This is a genomic window from Pseudomonas folii, from assembly GCF_014357575.1.
Classification (GTDB): Bacteria; Pseudomonadota; Gammaproteobacteria; order Pseudomonadales; family Pseudomonadaceae; genus Aquipseudomonas; species Aquipseudomonas folii.
Map to the genome: position 1 here is coordinate 17498 of NZ_JACONW010000055.1, position 17542 is coordinate 35039.

General features: G+C 57.8%; 16 protein-coding genes. 5 read left to right on the top strand and 11 right to left on the bottom strand.

Annotation, left to right across the window (positions count from 1 at the left end):
- Window position 1: 1 nt before the first annotated feature.
- The 3 genes from H8S59_RS13360 to H8S59_RS13370 all read right to left on the bottom strand — a co-directional run bounded on the left by H8S59_RS13360 (window position 2) and on the right by H8S59_RS13370 (window position 3138).
- On the bottom strand, window positions 2-316 hold the full coding sequence (locus H8S59_RS13360; RefSeq protein WP_095102063.1) for a type II toxin-antitoxin system RelE/ParE family toxin: 315 nt from the start codon (window positions 314-316) through the stop codon (window positions 2-4).
- Window positions 317-758: 442 nt separating this feature from the next.
- Window positions 759-1889, bottom strand: a complete 1131-nt coding sequence (locus tag H8S59_RS13365; RefSeq protein ID WP_187521704.1) for a hypothetical protein — start codon at window positions 1887-1889, stop codon at window positions 759-761.
- A 433-nt stretch (window positions 1890-2322) separates the two neighbouring features.
- Window positions 2323-3138, bottom strand: a complete 816-nt coding sequence (locus H8S59_RS13370) for a hypothetical protein (RefSeq protein ID WP_187521705.1) — start codon at window positions 3136-3138, stop codon at window positions 2323-2325.
- Window positions 3139-3322: 184 nt separating this feature from the next.
- Between H8S59_RS13370 and H8S59_RS13375 the strand changes: the two genes are divergently transcribed.
- Together H8S59_RS13375 and H8S59_RS13380 are read left to right on the top strand one after the other, a co-directional pair.
- Window positions 3323-5260 (top strand): RecQ family ATP-dependent DNA helicase, encoded by a 1938-nt coding sequence (locus H8S59_RS13375; RefSeq protein WP_187521706.1) that lies wholly within the window; start codon window positions 3323-3325, stop codon window positions 5258-5260.
- A 101-nt stretch (window positions 5261-5361) separates the two neighbouring features.
- A complete protein-coding gene (locus tag H8S59_RS13380; RefSeq protein ID WP_187521707.1) occupies window positions 5362-5793 on the top strand; it encodes an acyl-CoA thioesterase in 432 nt (143 codons plus the stop codon).
- A gap of 56 nt (window positions 5794-5849) precedes the next feature.
- Here the strand turns inward: H8S59_RS13380 and H8S59_RS13385 are convergent, their stop codons facing one another.
- The 4 genes from H8S59_RS13385 to H8S59_RS13400 form a co-directional block, all read right to left on the bottom strand.
- Window positions 5850-6311, bottom strand: coding sequence for a glycine zipper domain-containing protein (locus H8S59_RS13385; RefSeq protein WP_027899927.1), 462 nt, complete (start codon window positions 6309-6311; stop codon window positions 5850-5852).
- A 322-nt stretch (window positions 6312-6633) separates the two neighbouring features.
- Complete coding sequence (locus H8S59_RS13390) at window positions 6634-8970, bottom strand: FdhF/YdeP family oxidoreductase (protein ID WP_187521708.1); 2337 nt, start codon at window positions 8968-8970, stop codon at window positions 6634-6636.
- Entirely contained in the window at window positions 8967-9806 is an 840-nt protein-coding gene (gene fdhD, locus H8S59_RS13395) for a formate dehydrogenase accessory sulfurtransferase FdhD (RefSeq protein WP_187521709.1), read from the bottom strand. Before fdhD ends, H8S59_RS13390 begins: the two co-directional genes overlap by 4 nt.
- Before the next feature lie 94 nt (window positions 9807-9900).
- Window positions 9901-10788 (bottom strand): LysR family transcriptional regulator, encoded by an 888-nt coding sequence (locus H8S59_RS13400; RefSeq protein WP_095092879.1) that lies wholly within the window; start codon window positions 10786-10788, stop codon window positions 9901-9903.
- A 150-nt stretch (window positions 10789-10938) separates the two neighbouring features.
- Here H8S59_RS13400 and lysM point away from each other — a divergent pair, with 150 nt between their 5' ends.
- Window positions 10939-11388, top strand: coding sequence for a peptidoglycan-binding protein LysM (lysM, locus tag H8S59_RS13405; RefSeq protein ID WP_187521710.1), 450 nt, complete (start codon window positions 10939-10941; stop codon window positions 11386-11388).
- Between the two features lie 86 nt (window positions 11389-11474).
- Here lysM and yrfG read toward each other — a convergent pair whose 3' ends face one another.
- Window positions 11475-12137 (bottom strand): GMP/IMP nucleotidase, encoded by a 663-nt coding sequence (yrfG, locus tag H8S59_RS13410; protein ID WP_095092877.1) that lies wholly within the window; start codon window positions 12135-12137, stop codon window positions 11475-11477.
- Window positions 12138-12235: 98 nt separating this feature from the next.
- Here yrfG and nudE point away from each other — a divergent pair, with 98 nt between their 5' ends.
- Window positions 12236-12802 (top strand): ADP compounds hydrolase NudE, encoded by a 567-nt coding sequence (gene nudE, locus H8S59_RS13415; protein WP_187521711.1) that lies wholly within the window; start codon window positions 12236-12238, stop codon window positions 12800-12802.
- Complete coding sequence (cysQ, locus tag H8S59_RS13420; RefSeq protein ID WP_187521712.1) at window positions 12799-13641, top strand: 3'(2'),5'-bisphosphate nucleotidase CysQ; 843 nt, start codon at window positions 12799-12801, stop codon at window positions 13639-13641. Before nudE ends, cysQ begins: the two co-directional genes overlap by 4 nt.
- A gap of 200 nt (window positions 13642-13841) precedes the next feature.
- Here cysQ and H8S59_RS13425 read toward each other — a convergent pair whose 3' ends face one another.
- The 3 genes from H8S59_RS13425 to H8S59_RS13435 are packed head-to-tail and all read right to left on the bottom strand — an operon-like array spanning window position 13842 to window position 17487.
- Window positions 13842-14297, bottom strand: coding sequence for a thioesterase domain-containing protein (locus H8S59_RS13425; protein ID WP_187521713.1), 456 nt, complete (start codon window positions 14295-14297; stop codon window positions 13842-13844).
- Between the two features lie 17 nt (window positions 14298-14314).
- Window positions 14315-15682 carry a sigma-54-dependent transcriptional regulator gene (locus H8S59_RS13430; protein ID WP_187521714.1) on the bottom strand — a complete coding sequence of 456 codons (1368 nt, stop codon included), beginning with the start codon at window positions 15680-15682 and terminating at the stop codon, window positions 14315-14317.
- A complete protein-coding gene (locus H8S59_RS13435) occupies window positions 15679-17487 on the bottom strand; it encodes a sensor histidine kinase (protein WP_187521715.1) in 1809 nt (602 codons plus the stop codon). The genes H8S59_RS13430 and H8S59_RS13435 overlap by 4 nt, the downstream gene beginning before the upstream one ends.
- Between the last annotated feature and the right edge of the window lie 55 nt (window positions 17488-17542).

Here is a 17542-nt window from a genome sequence, read left to right on the forward strand (position 1 = left end):
GTTATCTCCAGTGCTCGACCACAGCTTTCAACGCTTTGCGTTCGTCAGCGGTGAGGTCGTGCTGTTCATTTTTTGGATAGATCATCAGTAAGGCGATTTGTGAGGCTGAAACGAAGTGGTAATAGATAACCCTGGCGCCACCTCTTTTGCCGTGCCCTTTTGCTGCTACACGCAGCTTTCGAATTCCGCCCGTGCCTTCGATAACGTCGCCAAGGGATGGGTTAAGAGCCAGGCTTTTTTGGATGATCATGAATGCACCATCATCTAGCAGTTCTTTCGCACGCCTAGTGAATACTGGGGTTTCTATAAAAATCATGCCAGCAAGTGTACGCCGCTGACTTACCTGCTACAAGCGTGAATGCGCACCTCACCTTGTATAGGGGATCGTCTCCCATGCGCGGTCGGGGCGGTTTTTTTGTGGGTTTGAAAGCGGGGCGGGTTGCTTTCATTCACCAACTCAATGGCCTGCAAGCTTGCTCATGCGCAATTGACCTTGTAGGACCGGCTTTAGCCGGGAGGGCAGTATTTCTGCAATGGATTTTTAGCGGATGTACTGACGTCCTCCCGGCTAAAGCCGGTCCTACGAGATGGCGCAGCAGCTGTGTGAGCGAATTCTGTGTTGTTGGCTCCAGCATCACTTGAGTTGAGCGCTCACTTGCGTGTCGAGGCTCACTGACAGTACTAATAAACGGTAAAGTGAGTTCGCAAAAAACCGCCCGAAAGGGCGGTTTCAAAATCAAGAAACATAAATAAGTTTATTACTGAATATCTTTATAAGCCTCATTACCTTTAGCCAACGATGCTGCCAAGCCCGGTTGTGGTGTGAATACTTTGCCCGTTAATGACGAAAAGTGTGTGCCCTTATCGCCATGGCTCACATTGCGTTCATTTTTGTTTTGTTCGCTCAGACCGGTGTAGGTGAACTTGCGCATCGCGGTAAAGGTAGCTTCGTGCATGACAATACTTCGATGCAGAGCACTGACCTGTGCAGGGGACAGGGCTAGTTTTTTGTTCAGCGGAGCGCCCCAGCGGGTCAGGCAGACTTCTGCGAAATGCCTGACCAATTGGCCTGCTTCCGTCAGGGAACCGGGGCCATCGGAGCCTTTGAGGGATGCGTTACCCACCAGCGTCGCGTGACGCCCAGCCATTGGAAAGATGCTTACTTTGGTAGCGGGATCGGTCTTGGGAATAACGCACGAGAAACCTTTGGATCGTTCGTCCCGAGCGAAAAAGCCGACGTATTCCTTAACGTTTTTCCCGAGAGAAACCTTCTCAAGCTGGAAGTTCAAAGGGCCCGGAACCGGATCAACCGCGAAAATATTGACCGGGATATGACGTAGAGCCGGATCACCCGCCATAGCATTCGCCAGCATGTGGCAGCTGACACCGCCACGGCTCCAGCCGACCAGGTTGACCTGTTTCGGTATCAGCCCGCCTTTACGGAAGATTTTGATGATCTTTTCCTGCAGGTCTTGCGGTGTCACCTTGCGGTCACCATAGTCATAGTGGCGCCACAGCCAGGACGTTGGCTCTTGCACATCATCGATCGGCAGCCCGGCCGCTTTCAACCTCTTGTACTCGGCTTCGGTCAGCTTGGTCCGCTTCCAGTCGGCCTTGCCTTTGGTCAGGTTTATTGCATGTTGTACATTTTCGTACCAGCCTTTGCCAAACGCGGTCCCGGTCCAACCGTAGCCTTTGGGTTCAGTGAACAATTCATCAGCTTGTAAATTGCCACTGCCAGGCCCATCAATCACAACCCAGTCGGCGAACTCTCTATTGCCCATGTTACTGGCCAATGTTGCGATTAATTCACCATTCCAATAGTTGTTGTTCAAATTGTCATATTTGGTGGAGCCTGTACCGCAAAAGAAAATAGTAAACACACTCATGAGAAACCTCCGTGTTTTGATGAGTACGGGGCAGACTAGATGAGTAGGTTTGCTTTTGCGTGGGGGTCTTGTTACTGGGTGTTATTCGATCTTGTAGGACTGGCTTTAGCCGGGAGGACGTCGTGACATTCACCAAATCTCCTTACTAGAAATATCGCCCTCCCGGCTAAAGCCGGTCCTACGGGTCCATCAAGAGACCGAGATCGTCGCTAACCTGTGGGAGATTCTATGCTTGTCCGCAAGCTGATCGACGACGTGGGACCGGCTTTAGCCGGGAAGGTGGTGTTTCTACTGATGAAAATTCAGCGTCTGTTCCGGCCTTTTCCCGGCTAGCGCCGGTCCCACGAAAGTGAATTCTGTGCGTTTTTGATTTGGGGGCCGTGGGGTGACAGGACGCAAAGCTCCCTAACGGAATGGACCTCGTTTCAGCGCTTTACCCCGCCTCAAACGTCCTGTTCGCTTCGCAATAGCGTTCCTGAGTCTGTTTGCTTTGTTCGTCCCGGTCTCTGGCGGCGCGTTTGGTCCACTCCTGGCAGGATTCCTTGAAGAACACCACAGCGGCGCGGCGGCATTCGCGGTTTTCGACGCTGCCTTTGCTGAAGTTCATGCACACACTGCTGTTTTCGATGTGGTTGTTGAACACCCGAAAATCGGCATGATAGCGGCTGCGACTGTCCACAGCCCTGAAGCTGACGCTGGCGATGCTGAAGGGTTTGGTCGGGCGTTCGGTGTTGGAGCGGGCGATGTCAGATTTGTAGTCCGCCATGTATCTGGATGACACCATGCCTTTGGCGGGTTCTCGCTCGGCAGCCTTTGGAACCTGACCAAAGCGGCAGTTGAGGACAGTTTCGTCGATCACGTTGCCGTTCTTCATGCATTCATCCAAAGGCTGGACGCTCGGCGCTGGCAATTCCCGTCTGACCACATTGGGCCCGATGTAAGGCTCGGGAGCCTGGGGTACAACAGGCTGCGGCGCAGGCGCTATCAATGCCTGCGGCGGTTGCTCTACGGTGGGCAGAGGTTGTGCAATCAGCGGCTGAACTTGAGGTTTTGTCCGGGGAAACAGCAGATATCCGACAAACCCGGCCAGTGCGAGCACGATCAGCCATTTCGAATAGCCAGTGCTTTTGCGCCGATGCTCAGGCCTGCGTTTGCGCGGATGAGCGCCCAATACAACGTCAACCTTGCCGGGTGTCAGACGCTGGATGTGAATAGATCCATCGTTGTCAGGCTGTCTGCTGGATTCCATTCCCTATTTCCTTCGCCTTTCGCAGAGCTGAGTGTGATGGCGAAGGTTAAACCGTACAAATAGCCTTTTGCTAGTAGGGCTTGTCTGTATCCTTATTCATTTTTGTAATGCTTTGGTTGTTTTCTGACCAGGCTGGCCGCGCTAAGGTCTCGCATCTTGGTCGAGGTCAATGGAGTGGCAGCTTATGTACAAGCGTCTTGAGCATGTTTTCGGGTATTCAGAGTTTCGTCCGGGGCAGGAGGCCGCCATCAGCGCGGTATTGGCGGGGCGCTCTGCGGCGGCTATTTTCCCGACAGGGTCAGGCAAGTCACTGTGTTATCAATTGCCCGCGTTGATGCTTCCGCATCTGACACTGGTGGTCTCGCCGTTGCTGGCATTGATTCAAGACCAGTTGGCGTTTTTGCAGCGCCACGGCATTTCGGCCGCCAGCATCGACTCGGCGCAGAGCCGTGATGACGTTGCTCAGGTCATGACCCGTGCGCGCTCGGGTGAGCTGAAGATCCTGATGATTTCCGTGGAGCGGCTGAAGAATGAGCGCTTTCGGCACTTCATCTCGCAGGTGCCAATCTCCTTGTTGGTGGTCGACGAGGCTCACTGTATCTCTGAATGGGGCCACAACTTTCGGCCTGACTATCTCAAGCTGCCGGACTACCAGCGCGAATTCAATATCCCTCAGGCGCTGTTGCTGACTGCTACAGCCACGCCGCAAGTGATTGATGACATGCAGGCCAAGTTTGGCATCGAACCGCAGGACGTAGTCACTACAGGGTTTTATCGCTCCAACCTGAATCTGTGGGTCGAACCCGTGACAGGGTGGGACAAGCGTCGCCGACTGGTAGAGTGGCTGGGCGCCAAGCCCGATCAGCCGACTATCGTTTACGTCACGCTGCAAAAAACCGCCGAATACACAGCCGCTCATCTGGAGCAGAACGGCGTTGCAGCCAGTGCCTATCACGCCGGATTGCCTCACGATCAGCGCGAGTCGATCCAGCGGCAGTTCATGGCCGGGCAGCTCAATTGCATCGTGGCGACCATTGCGTTTGGCATGGGCATCGACAAGAGCGATATCCGCAACGTGGTGCATTTTGATCTGCCCAAATCCATCGAGAACTACAGCCAGGAAATCGGCCGCGCCGGGCGTGACGGCGCTCGGTCTGATTGCCTGGTGTTGGCCAATCGCGACAGCCTCACCGTGCTGGAAAACTTTGTTTACGGCGACACGCCGGAGTTGTTCGGCATTCGTTATGTCCTTGAGGATTTACTGGATGCCGGGCCGCAAGGGCAGTGGGAGTTTTTGCTTGGACCGCTGGCGGAGCAGGCCAATATTCGCCAATTGCCGTTGAAAACCTTGCTGGTGCAACTGGAGCTGCGCGGCATTATTGCGCCACGCTACGCGTATTTTGCGGAATACCGTTTCAAGTTTCTGATCGAGCCGGAGGCGCTTGTGCAGCGTTTCGAAGGGGAGCGTCGGCAGTTTGTCGAGGCTTTGGTTGCGACGTCCGCACGGGCGCGCACCTGGGCGACTGTGGATTTCGATGCGATGTATCAGCAGTATCAGGCTGAGCGTGGACGGGTCGTGACGGCGCTGGATTACTTTCAGGAGAAAGGCTGGATCGAGCTCGAAAGTAAGCAGATGACTGAGGTGTACAGCCTGCTGGTCACCGATTTTGATGTTCAGGCGTTGAGCGTCGAGCTGCATGAGTATTTCAGCGAGCATGAAACCTCGGAAGTGAAGCGGATCCACGCGATGCTTGAGCTGTTTGCCAGCGAGCAATGCTTAAGCGGTCGGCTGGCGGATTACTTTGGTGATCACAAAGCCCCTCGGCGCTGCGGGCATTGTTCAGTCTGTGCCGGGCACGTCGCGCGGTTACCGGAGCCACCGGCGTTGGCCCCCCTGGAAGCGCAGAGTTTCGAGCAATTGTGCGGTGAGTTCATCCTCAAACATCAGGATTACAGAGACCACGTCCCGAGTGCCGACTGCGTGACTCGCTTCCTGTGCGGCATCAGCGTGCCGTTGTTCACCAAACTCAAGGCGCGAGGGATACCGGGCTTTGGTCAGCTGGAGGATTATCCGTATGCGGCGGTGAGGGATTGGGTGCGGGTTAATATCCACTCTGAATAGTTGTAGGAGCTGCCGAAGGCTGCGAGCGCGGTGTGTCTGACAAACAGTCTTCGCAGCCTTCGGCAGCTCCTACAAATCCCAACTTTCGACAAGAGAACTCCATGACCCACACAACCCCGCAACGCGCCGACTACCGTCACTTTCAGCCCATCACCACGCGTTGGCACGACAACGACATCTACGGCCATGTGAACAACGTGACCTATTACAGCTTTTTCGACAGCACAGTGAATACCTACCTGATCGAGCGCGGTGGGCTGGATATTCATGACGGTTCGGTAGTGGGCTTTGTGGTGAGTTCGTCGTGTGATTACTTCGCGTCCATTGCCTATCCCGACCTGATCGAGGTCGGCTTGCGTGTTGCGAAGCTGGGCAACAGCTCCGTGCAATACGAGTTGGCGGTGTTCAAGGCTGGGGAAGATGAGGCTTGTGCGGCGGGGCGCTTTGTTCATGTGTTCGTGGATCGGGGGTCGAATCTGCCGGTATCCATCCCTGACACGCTGCGCGAGGCGTTGCAGGTTTTAGTCGTCTGAAAGAACACTGGCCGCTTCATGGGCGGCCAGTGTGCTTGTCAGGTCAAACACGTCACTTAACGATGACGGTAGTGGTGTTTGTTTTTCCGGTGGCCATGCGCGTGGCCGCGCGGACCACGGTCACCGCGATAGCGACGGTTATCACGATCATCGGCGCGGCTTTCGTTGCCCATGTAGTTACCCAGTGCACCACCAGCGCCACCGCCTGCCGCTGCGCCGACAAGGCTACCCGTGCTGCCGCCCACGCTGCGACCAATCACGTTACCGCCTGCAGCGCCCAGACCGCCGCCAATGGCTGCTTCTGTACGACTGCGACGGTCGGCACCGACGGCAGCGCCACCGGCGCCACCCAAGCCTGCGCCAATCGCTGCACCTGTGTTGCCGCCCAGCTGTTGGCCGACAACGGAACCAAGTACCCCACCCAATGCACCGCCCACACCCGATTCAACCGTACCGCCTGCTGAGGCGAGACCACTGGCCAGAGTGAGTGACAACAACAGAATCGAGGAATACTTCATGCAATGAACCTCAAAGGGATGACGGCGCCGATGCTGAGGTCCTGCCGAGATTGTGGCAACGCAAATCCGACGAGTAACACGACTGGTGCACAAATACCTAAGTTACTGTTTTTGCTAAGGAACTTAAGTCGTGATTGGCAGTCTGAGCTTACTTGATCAAGGCCCGTTTCTCGCGAAACGGGCCTTTTTTTGTGCGTATGAAAAGGCTTCTGTAGGAGCTGCCGCAGGCTGCGATTGCATCATCACTGACACAACGGGATTCGCAGCCTGCGGCAGTTGCTACAGAGGTAGTGTGTTCCTCTGGGATCAAGCTAAATCCTGATCAAACAATCCGTGCCGACTCAGCCGCACGCTCCAGTTTGATCGCCACGAACTTCGAGGTTGGCGTGCTGCTGCCATCGCCGACGCTTTCCAGCGGTACCAGTGGGTTGACCTCTGGGTAGTAAGCAGCAGCCTGGCCAGCCGGGATATCGAAAGCCAGCAAGGTGAAGTTCTTCACGCGGCGCTCGCGGCCATCGCCCCAGATCGAAATCAGGTCAACCTTCTGCCCTGGCTGGTAGCCCAGGCGAATGATGTCGGCTTCGTTGACGAACACCACGTCACGCTGACCCTTCACGCCGCGATAACGGTCGTCCAGGCCATAAATAGTGGTGTTGTACTGATCGTGGGAGCGCATGGACTGCATGATCAGGTCAGGTTCCTGACCCGTTGAGCGTACGCTGGCGTGCACCAGATCCAGCGGCAGCATGTTGGGTTTGAAGTTGGCGCGCTCGGTTGCGGTGTTCCAGCGACGAGCGCCGGCCGCGTTGCCCAGGTAGAAGCCGCCCGGGTGTTCCAGGCGCTGGTTGAAGTCTTTGAAGCCCGGAATGGTGTCAGCAATGAGCTCGCGGATGCGGTTGTAATCTTCCACCAGCCACAGCCAGTCCACCGGTTGCTTGCCCAGTGTCGCGTTGGCAATGCCCGCGAGGATTGCAGGCTCGGAACGCATATGGCGCGACGACGGCTGCAACTGGCCATTGGAAGCGTGAACCATACTGAACGAGTCTTCCACGGTCACTGCTTGTGGACCGTTGGCCTGCATGTCGATGTCGGTACGACCGAAGCACGGCAGGATCAACGCTTCTTTACCGTGGCTCAGGTGGCTGCGGTTGAGTTTGGTACTGATCTGCACGGTCAGGTCGCAGTTGCTGAGAGCTGCAACGGTGCGGGCGCTGTCTGGCGTCGCCTGGGCGAAGTTACCGCCCAGCGCGATGAAGACTTTGGCGCGACCTTCGGCCATGGCGTGGATGGCTTCAACCACGTTGTGACCGTTTTCACGCGGGACTTTGAACTGGAAGCGACGCTCCAGCGCATCAAGGAAAAACGCCGGTGGACGCTCATTGATCCCCATGGTGCGGTCGCCCTGCACGTTACTGTGACCGCGCACCGGGCACAGGCCAGCGCCTGGGCGGCCGATGTTGCCGCGCAGCAGCATCAGGTTGGCGATTTCCTGAATGGTCGCCACCGAGTGGCGGTGTTGGGTGATACCCATCGCCCAGCACATGATGACGTTCTTGCCCTTGAGGTACATGCGTGCGGATTTTTCGATATCCACCAGCGTCAGGCCAGACTGCTCGACGATCTTGTCCCATGGGGTGTCGTCGATAGTCGCCAGGTAGTCGAGCACGCCATGGGTGTGTTCGTTCAGGAAGGCGTGGTCGAACACCGACGGCTCATTGGCCGCCTGCGCGTCGCGCTCCCATTGCAGCAGGAACTTGGCCATGCCACGCAACAGTGCCATGTCGCCACCCAGTGCCGGGCGGAAATAGGCGGTGTTGGTTGGACGGTCACCGTTGGTGAGCATCTCGATCGGGTGTTGTGGATGCTGGAAGCGCTCCAGACCACGCTCTTTAAGCGGGTTGACGCACACCACCTGAGCGCCGCGTTGAACCGCTTCACGCAACGGCTCAAGCATGCGCGGGTGGTTGGTGCCAGGGTTCTGGCCCCAAACGAAAATCGCATCGGCGTGTTCGAAGTCGTCGAAGGTCACGGTGCCTTTACCGACGCCAACGCTTTGCGACAATGCAACACCGCTGGCTTCGTGGCACATGTTCGAGCAGTCAGGGAAGTTGTTGGTCCCATAGGCGCGAACGAACAGTTGGTACAAATAAGCGGCTTCGTTGCTGGCCCGGCCCGAAGTGTAGAACTCGGCCATGTTCGGGTTCGGCAATGCTTTGAGGTGCTTGGCGATCAGCGCAAAGGAGTCGTCCCAGCTGATCGGCTTGTAGCGATCGGTTTCGGCGTCATAGACCATGGGCTCGGTCAGGCGGCCTTGGTATTCGAGCCAGTAGTCGCTCTGCTCGCGCAGGGCGCTGACGCTGTAGCGGGCAAAGAAGGACGGGTCGACACGACGCTTGGTCGCTTCCCAGTTCACCGCTTTGGCGCCGTTTTCGCAGAACTTGACCATGCCGCTTTCCGGCGAATCACCCCACGCGCAACCAGGGCAGTCAAAGCCGCCGTTCTGGTTGGTCTTGAGCATCATGCGCAGGTTTTTCAGTGCGTTGTCGCTGGATAGCCAGTGATGAGTCACGCTGATCAATGCACCCCAACCACCGGCGGCACCTTTGTAGGGCTTGTAACGCGGGACTGGTTTCTGGTCGGCTTCTTTATGCAGGCTCATGCTTGACTCTCCATCACGGGACTAAAAACCCGCGGCGCACTGTGTTGCGGCAGGTGAATTAGGTTCAGGTTATGACGACGTGCCCATTGCAAGGCCAGGCCGGTAGGCGAGGACAAGCTGACCAGCGTCTGAATGCCAGCGCGCAGGACTTTCTGGATCAACTCCAGACTGCAACGACTGGTGACGATGGCAAGGCCGCCGATTATTGGAATTTCCTGGCGCACCAGGGCGCCGATCAACTTGTCGAGGGCGTTGTGTCGACCGATGTCTTCCCGGCCCAGCAGCAATTGCCCTTGGTTATTCATGAAAACTGCGGCATGCACTGCACCGCAATGGCGACCCAATGGCTGGAATTCACCAATGCGTTGACGCAAGCCTTCAAGCCATTCGATAGGCGGTAGAGGTGCGCCCGGCAAGACATTCAGTTCAGGCAGCGCCTGTTCAACAGCTTCCACTCCGCACAGACCACAACCGCTGGTCCCCGCCATCTGTCGGCGCTGCTGCTTGAGATCCCAGAAGGCGCGGCTGGCGATTTCGACTTCGGCCTGCTGCGCAGAACCGCAGCCGCTGAGCTTGATGTCGTAGATTTCATCGGGCGAAGCGATGATGCCGCTGCCCAGGCTGAAGCCTACAACAAAGTCTTCAAGGTCGTTCGGGGTGACCAGCATGACTGCCTGGCTGATGCCGTTAAAGGCGATGGCCAGCGCGACTTCTTCAGCGAGATCGGCAGGCGCCGACACATCGCGGTCGAGGTTCGAATAGCTGTATGACTGGCTTGCGGCGGGCGCGGGCGATGGTTCTGCGGGCGCCGTACTGACCGTTCGCTTGGCGTGCATGGGAACGTACCGGCAGAGTGATATCGCACAAGACTAGGCGTCTTGTCGGATATCGTCTAATCGCTAGTTCCAATGCACTGATAGATGACGTCGATCAATGTTTTTCCATGAGCTTCTGATACAGCGCAAAACACGCTTCAGCCAGCACCGAGCGAGGTGCGCTACGCCGCATGATCATGCCCAGACGGGCCATGGTGCGGGCGTCGTCGATGGGTTGCAGACGCAGATCTTCCGTCAGGTTAACCAGCTCGCCTTCCAGCGGCATGATCGCGCAGCAGAAGCCGCCATGCACGGCCTGAAGTAACTGATGAACGGCATCAGTCTGCAGCATCGGAATGAACTGCAGGCCGCGGCTGTGGAAGTTGTGATCGATGGATTGCCGAAAATGCATGCCGCTGGTCAACAAGCCCAAGGGCAGCTCAATCAAATCCGCCCAGGTCAATGGGTGCTCGCCGAAACTGAAGTGGCGATGATCGTAAAGCAGTCCCATGCGGGTTTCGGCCAGGGTCAGGGAGTCGAAACGTTCGCTGTCCAGATGCTCCATGTAGGAAACGCCCAGATCAATGCGATTGCTCGCTAATTGTTCCAGAATCTGCTCGGAGCTGAGGGCCGACAGTTCGAAGCGCAGGTTGGGGTGGCTTTCGTGCAGCAACCGCAATAGCGGCAGCGGATCGAAGCTCGACAACGGCACTACGCCCATCCGCAGCGTACCGACCAGGTGGCCGCGACATGCAGCTGCTTCGGCCTGCAAGCCGTCATAAGCCGCCAATACCGTGCGTGCCCAAGCCAGCACGCGCTCGCCCGGGGCGGTAAAACCCTCGAAGCGCTGTCCGCGAACGACCAGTGGCAGCTCAAGCTCTTCTTCCAGATTGCGCAGGCGCATCGACAGGGTCGGCTGGGTGATATTGCAACGTGCGGCAGCCTGGCCGAAGTGCCTCGTCTCATCGAGGGCGATCAGGAATTTGAGTTGTTTGATGTCCATATTCGCTCCATTGGTACTGCAAGCGCGTAATTCTAGCCTGTAGAGGTGTCGGATGGGCGGTCGGCTGCCGGTCGGATGACCGTTTTCCATGACCTGTTACGACTAACCTTGTGTGTTGGGCATGACAATAACAATCAAGGAGAACCGCACATGAGCATTTTCAGTTTCTTGAAAGAAGCCGGGGAGAAGATCCTCGATGCAATTACACCCGGTGATGCCAACGCCTCGAATGAAGCGCTCAAAAAGCACATATCAGAAGTAGGGCTCGGCAATCCCGACATTCAGACCACCGTGGAAGGCAGTACGGTGACGGTCACTGGCGAAGCCGCCAGCCAGGAAGAGAAGGAAAAAATCCTGCTGACACTGGGTAATATCAGCGGTGTAGAAAAGGTCGATGACCAGATGACTGTTGCCGCCGGTGCCGCACCCGTGACTGCCGCGAAGTTCGTGACGGTAGAGAAGGGCGACACACTAAGTGCCATATCCAAACGGGTATACGGTGACCCGAATAAATATCAAAAAATCTTCGAGGCCAACAAACCGATGCTCAAGGATGTGGACAAGATTTATCCGGGGCAGGTGTTACGTATTCCAGATTAGCGAAGATCCCTGTAGGAGCTGCCGAAGGCTGCGAATGGATTCCCTGACACGCCCGGATCTCAGTCTTCGGCAGTTCCTACATATTTTTAGAGCCCCTCAATCAACTCCCGATAATCCTTCACCGCCGCGAACTCTTCGGTGTCTTTCGGTCCTTTCTGGCTGTTCGGTTCACTGACCGCCAGAAGATGGCCGATGCCGAAAGTGCGGGCGCTACGCAGGATGGGCAGGGTGTCGTCGATAAACAGGCTGCGCGATGGATCAAATACGATGTCAGCCTGCAGCGCGTCCCAGAAGTGCGGGCTTTCCTTGGGGAAACCATAGTCATGGGAGCTGATCAGGCGTTCGAAATACGGGGCCAGTTCGATGCGCTCCATTTTCAGTGACAACGAATCCCGGTGCGCATTGGTGATCATGATCACCCGCTTGCCTGCCTGCTTGATCGCGGCGAGGAATGTTTCGGCGTCGGGCCGGAGGGCAATCAGATTGGCGGTTTCCAGCTTTAGGTCACGCACTGACAGCTTCAACTCGGCGCTCCAGTAATCCAGGCAATACCAGTTGAGCGTGCCCGCATTTTTCTCAAACAGCGGCTTCATCTCCAGCAGCGCCATCGCCAGGCTGACGCCATGCAGGTCGGCGTAACGCTGCGGCAAATGTTGCAGCCAGAAGTGCTCGTCGTAATAAAGATCCAGCAGGGTGCCGTCCATATCGAGAAGAACGGTATCGATGTCGCGCCAGGGCATGGAAGGCATTCGGGTCTCGCAAGTCATTGATGGTGACGTCAGCATATCCGAGACAGACAATTGGAAAAGCCACGGTATAGTAACCCGTCTACGCAAAGGAGCCTGTCATGCGCCAGAAACCCACCGTACTTGCCCGAGAAATCGTCGCCAGCAGTCGTCTGTTCCGTGTTGAAGAGCTGCACCTGCGATTTGCCAATGGTGTCGAGCGCACTTATGAACGATTGGTGGGGCGTGGCAATGGCTATGGCGCAGTGATGATCGTCGCAATGCTGGATGCCGATCATGTGGTTTTGATCGAAGAATATTGCGGTGGCACCGACGAATACGAGCTCTCTTTGCCCAAGGGGCTCATTGAGCCAGGCGAAGACGTACTGGCCGCCGCCAATCGCGAACTCAAGGAAGAAGCAGGCTATGGCGCACGACAACTGGAACACCTGACCGAGCTTTCCCTGTCACCTGGCTACATGAGCCAGAAAATTCAGATAGTGCTGGCTTCCGATCTTTACGAAGAGCGTCTGGAAGGTGACGAGCCTGAGCCCATGCGCGTGGATAAAGTGAATTTGCGCGAGCTATCGAGTTTGATCGAACATCCCCAGTTCAGTGAGGGCCGAGCCTTGGCCGCGTTGTATCTGGCGCGTGACTTATTGACCCAGCGTGGATTGTTTTTGCCATGACCGATGTTTTCAACAACCTGCCACACCCGCTTCTGGAACCGGTTATCAAGCTTGTGCGGCTCGCCGGGGAAGTGATCCTGCCGCATTGGCGCGCCAATGTGACCGTCACTTCCAAGGCTGATGACTCGCCTGTGACGGCGGCGGATCTCGCCGCTCATCAGGTACTCGCTGAAGGCTTGCTGGCGCTGGCACCTGATATTCATGTGCTGTCTGAAGAAGATGCTGATATCCCGCTGAGCGAACGCGCGAAGTGGGAGCGTTGGTGGCTGGTCGATCCGCTGGACGGCACCAAGGAGTTCATCTCTGGCAGCGAAGAGTTCACCGTAAACGTTGCACTGATCGAACATGGCCGGGTGGTATTTGGCGTTGTTTCCATGCCGACCAACAACCGTTGCTACTTCGGTGGCGCGGGCCTTGGGGCGTGGCGCAGTGATGACGAAAGTCACCTGACGCCGATCAGCGTTCGTCAGGAACCGGGCGCGGGACATGATTTTACGGTTGTCGCCAGTCGCCGCCATACCAGCCCTGAGCAAGAGCGTCTGCTGGCGGGGTTGTCAGCGGCTGTGGGGCATCTGCACCTGACCAATATCGGCAGTTCGCTGAAGTTCTGCCTCTTGGCTGAAGGGGCTGCCGATTGCTATCCAAGGCTCGCACTCACGTCGCAGTGGGACACCGCCGCAGCGCAAGGCGTACTCGAAGGCGCTGGCGGTGAAGTGCTTGAACTGTCCGGCGAGCCATTCAGCTACCCGCCACGTGAATCCCTGTTGAACCCGTTCTTTCTGGCGCTGCCAGCGGGGGCCGCCTGGCGTTCCGACTTGCTGGAATTAGCGCGCTCCTGATCGCACATGCAATCTATGTAGGCGATTGCTGTGTGAGCGCTGCCGCGCAGCAAACATGGATCCGTAGGAGCGCACGAGCACCGCGAGGCCGCGATAGCGGTGGATCAGACAGGACGCCATCGCTGCCTCGCGGTGCTCGTGAGCTCCTAAGGAAAAGCATTCCCAAATCAGGTAATTGCATTGTGTTGATAGGCGCTTCGCTACCGATGCAAAACAAATTGGCCGATAAAGTGCACCGCCTCCTGATCACTTCCGTGCGCACAAATTCTCGTTGGTAACGTCAACCGCGCCCGGCCACGGCGCTGGTAAGTCGTGACAAATCTTTCCCAGACGGCTTCATCCGGCGCATCGCAAATCGCCACAGCATCTTCGCGTACTGGCAGTGGATAGCTGATCTGCCCGTCCTGAATCACGATGTGCCCGCCTCCGATTCCGGCCTCCTGCAGGCGCAAGTGCAGCCACCCCCAGCCCGCGAGCACTGCGCCGCAGTACAAACTGCCGCCGAACACCGTACTTTTGTGATTGATGTTAGGCGCGAGTGGCAGATGCAGGCGCAACTGGTGATCCTGCCAGCTCAAGACTTTCATACCCATCGCCTGAGTGAGCGGGATGTCGTGATGCAGCACCTGTTGCAGTGCGGCGGCCTCTAGTGACATCTCATTGTCCTCGGGTTTCATTCCTGCTCATCCGCGCCGCCGCCGAAGCTCAGTCCGTGTTTGCGCAGTTTGTCGTGCAGGGTTTTACGCGGCAGGCCCAGCGCCTCGGCCAGGCTGCGCACGGAGCTGTGCGGCCGGGTCAGCTCGGCCGCGATCAAGGCACGTTCAAAACTTTCAACCTGCTCACTAAGGCCACCCGTGATGGTGGGAACCACCGGCACTTCATTGCCCTCCAGTGCGAGCTCCAGGCCCAGGGCGAAACGCTCGGCGGCGTTTTGCAGTTCACGGACATTGCCCGGCCAGGTGTGGCGCAGCAACAGGGCGCGTTGCGCGGGCTGCAGTTCATGTTTGGGCAGTCCGTGGCGCATGCTCGCCGCGTCGGCATAGTGCTGGAACAGCATCAGCGCATCTTCGCCACGCTCGCGTAACGGCGGAATTCGTAACGGCGCAACGTTGAGCCGGTAATACAAGTCCGCGCGGAAGCGGCCTTGGTCGGCTGCCTGACGCAGGTCTTCCTTGGTGGCCGCAATCACCCGAATATCCAGCGGGATTTGCTGATTGCCACCCAGTCGCTCGACCATTCGCTCTTGCAAGAGGCGCAGCAGTTTGACCTGCACGTCCATGCTCATGCTTTCGATTTCATCGAGGAACAGCGTGCCGCCGTTGGCGAATTCGAACTTGCCGATTCGGCGCTTCTGGGCTCCGGTGAACGCGCCAGGCTCGTGCCCGAAGAGTTCGCTTTCGACCACGGACTCCGCCAGCGCCCCGGCGTTTATTGCAACAAATGGCCCGGTACGGCGGTTGGACAAATCGTGCAGTGCTCGCGCCACGACTTCTTTGCCTGCACCGGTTTCGCCGAGAATCAGTACATCGGCTTTGGTCGCGGCCAATGCGCCGATCTGCTGACGCAAACGCAGCATAGGGGCGGATTGCCCGACCAGACGCGCACTCAGTTGTTGGCGATCGCTCAAGGCCAATCGCAGGCTGCGGTTATCCAGTACCAGACGTCGCAGGGCCAATGCCCGACGCACGCTGTCGAGCAGTGCATCGCTGGCGAAAGGCTTTTCCAGAAAGTCGTAAGCACCGGCGCGCATCGCCTGCACGGCAAGTGGAACATCGCCATGGCCAGTAATCAGCAGGACCGGTAACTCCGGGTCTCTGCCATGCAGGTCGCTCAACAATTCGAGGCCGTCCATGCCGGGCATGCGAATGTCGCTGACCACAACGCCGGGCCAATCATGTTCAATTCTGGCCGCCAGGCCATTGGCTTCCGGCAAGGTCAGGACTTTCAGGCCAGCAAGGTCAAGGGTCTGGCTCAAGGCCTGACGCAAATGCGGGTCGTCGTCGATCAGCACTACCTGGATCTTGCTGTCGATGGCGGTCATGCAGATAAATCCTCTGGCGGTTGAAGGTTGACCCCGGACGCGCCATCGCGCAGGCGCAGCGTCAGCAGTGCGCCTCCGGTCGGGTGATTATCGAACAGCAGTTCACCGCCCAGCGCGCGCATCAGGGTATCGCAGATCGCCAAACCAAGGCCAAGCCCCTGAGTCCGGGTCTTGGTGGTAAAGAAGGGTTCTCGGGCGCGGGCCAGGGCTTCCTGGGTAAACCCCGGGCCGTTGTCCCGAATGAACAGATTGACGCCATCCGGCGTCTGTTCAGCACTGATCCATATTTTGCGCGGTGGGCCTTTTTCGGTCAGCGCGTCCAAGGCATTGGCCAGCAGGTTGCCGAGTACCTGGCGCAGCCGCGTCTCACCGGCCTGGACCCATAGAGTAGCGTCAGGCAAGTCGCGAATCAGCTCGACTTCCATGGCCCTGCGTCGCTTTGCCAGCAGCGCCAGGGTGTCGTCCAGCGCAGGTTGCAGGGCGACGCTTTCCGGCGCATGGCGGTCGCGGCGGGCGAAGGCGCGCAGGTGGGCGATGATGGATGCCATGCGGCCCGTCAATTCGCCGATCTGTTTGAGGTTGCCCCGTGCGTCATCCGTGCGCGAATGGTCCAGCAGGATTTCCGCGTTTTCCGCATAACTGCGGATCGCCGCCAAGGGTTGGTTGAGTTCATGGCTGATGCTGGCGGACATGGTGCCCAGCGCCGACAGCTTGCCTGCCTGTACCAGCTCGTCCTGAGCGCGAACCAGTTCCTGTTGCGCCTGCTCGCGCTCAAGTACTTCCTGCCTCAGACGGCTGTTCAAACCTTCCAGATCGCTGGTGCGCTCCACCACTCGAACTTCCAGTTCGCGCCGGGCCTTGGCTTCGAAAGCGATACGATCCAGATAATGCCGACGCCGCTGGATCAGGATGCCAAGCAGCAGCATGACCACCAGTAACGCTGCGCCACCAACGGCAACGACGGTGCGTACCGGGCGATCAATCAACGCACGAGGGGCCAGAATGTTCACGCTCCAGCCGGTTTCTTCGATCTCCTGGCTTTGGGTCAGCCAGGCGTTTTCATCGAGCAACAGCGGACGTGGATCGCGGGTCGGGTAGGGCTGGATCGCTACAATGGCTTGTTTTTCTTCTTCGCTCAGAGCACGGGTCGAGCGGAAGCGCCATTCAGGCCTTGAGGTGAGAACGACAACTCCGTTGTGGTCGGTGAGCAGCAGCTGCTCAGGGGTTTTACCCCACAGGTTTTCGGTGTGGTCCAGATCAATCTTGACCACCAGCACACCAATCACTTTGCCACTGTCACGCACCGCGGAGGCGAAGAAGTAACCGCGTTTTGCCGAGGTGGTGCCAAGGCCGAAAAAGCGCCCCAGGTTGCCTGCCATGGCGTCGCTGAAATACGGGCGAAACGCGAAATTGCGGCCGACAAAACTGTCGCGCTTGTCCCAGTTGGACGCAGCAATCGTGGTGCCGTCTGCGTTCATCAGGTACATGACTTCCGCCCCGGTCTGGCGAACGATGGTTTGCAGCAAATGGTTGGCAGCCTCTTGTGGCGCGCTGCCCTGCGGGGCTTTTAGCGCGGCGGGCAGGTCCGGGAGCTGGCTGAGAATCTGCGGCAGGGTTTCATAGCGATGCAGCGTACCCAGCAGGTTGGCGACGTAGAGGTCCAGCGTCTGCCGGTTCTGGCTGACCAGTTCGTTACGGTAATAACGCTCGGCCAGATGCTCCAGCGGCCAGAGCAGCGGCGCCAGGCACAGAGCAAGTAGCGCGAGGCTGCGCCAGCGCGGGCGGGGTGGGAGGGTGGCGTTCATGGTCATTGTTGAACTGCGCTAAGGGTCGGCTTTTCTGTAGAAGATATCGCAGTAT

What these genes read in the sequence shown, in the direction of transcription:
- H8S59_RS13390 (WP_187521708.1), bottom strand. Translation starts at nt 8,970, where the DNA reads ATGAGCCTGCATAAAGAAGCCGACCAGAAACCAGTCCCGCGTTACAAG.
- yrfG (WP_095092877.1), bottom strand. Translation starts at nt 12,137, where the DNA reads ATGCCTTCCATGCCCTGGCGCGACATCGATACCGTTCTTCTCGATATG.
- H8S59_RS13375 (WP_187521706.1), top strand. Translation starts at nt 3,323, where the DNA reads ATGTACAAGCGTCTTGAGCATGTTTTCGGGTATTCAGAGTTTCGTCCG.
- lysM (WP_187521710.1), top strand. Translation starts at nt 10,939, where the DNA reads ATGAGCATTTTCAGTTTCTTGAAAGAAGCCGGGGAGAAGATCCTCGAT.
- H8S59_RS13360 (WP_095102063.1), bottom strand. Translation starts at nt 316, where the DNA reads ATGATTTTTATAGAAACCCCAGTATTCACTAGGCGTGCGAAAGAACTG.
- cysQ (WP_187521712.1), top strand. Translation starts at nt 12,799, where the DNA reads ATGACCGATGTTTTCAACAACCTGCCACACCCGCTTCTGGAACCGGTT.
- H8S59_RS13425 (WP_187521713.1), bottom strand. Translation starts at nt 14,297, where the DNA reads ATGTCACTAGAGGCCGCCGCACTGCAACAGGTGCTGCATCACGACATC.
- H8S59_RS13370 (WP_187521705.1), bottom strand. Translation starts at nt 3,138, where the DNA reads ATGGAATCCAGCAGACAGCCTGACAACGATGGATCTATTCACATCCAG.
- H8S59_RS13400 (WP_095092879.1), bottom strand. Translation starts at nt 10,788, where the DNA reads ATGGACATCAAACAACTCAAATTCCTGATCGCCCTCGATGAGACGAGG.
- H8S59_RS13380 (WP_187521707.1), top strand. Translation starts at nt 5,362, where the DNA reads ATGACCCACACAACCCCGCAACGCGCCGACTACCGTCACTTTCAGCCC.
- H8S59_RS13385 (WP_027899927.1), bottom strand. Translation starts at nt 6,311, where the DNA reads ATGAAGTATTCCTCGATTCTGTTGTTGTCACTCACTCTGGCCAGTGGT.
- H8S59_RS13430 (WP_187521714.1), bottom strand. Translation starts at nt 15,682, where the DNA reads ATGACCGCCATCGACAGCAAGATCCAGGTAGTGCTGATCGACGACGAC.
- H8S59_RS13435 (WP_187521715.1), bottom strand. Translation starts at nt 17,487, where the DNA reads ATGAACGCCACCCTCCCACCCCGCCCGCGCTGGCGCAGCCTCGCGCTA.
- H8S59_RS13365 (WP_187521704.1), bottom strand. Translation starts at nt 1,889, where the DNA reads ATGAGTGTGTTTACTATTTTCTTTTGCGGTACAGGCTCCACCAAATAT.
- fdhD (WP_187521709.1), bottom strand. Translation starts at nt 9,806, where the DNA reads ATGCACGCCAAGCGAACGGTCAGTACGGCGCCCGCAGAACCATCGCCC.
- nudE (WP_187521711.1), top strand. Translation starts at nt 12,236, where the DNA reads ATGCGCCAGAAACCCACCGTACTTGCCCGAGAAATCGTCGCCAGCAGT.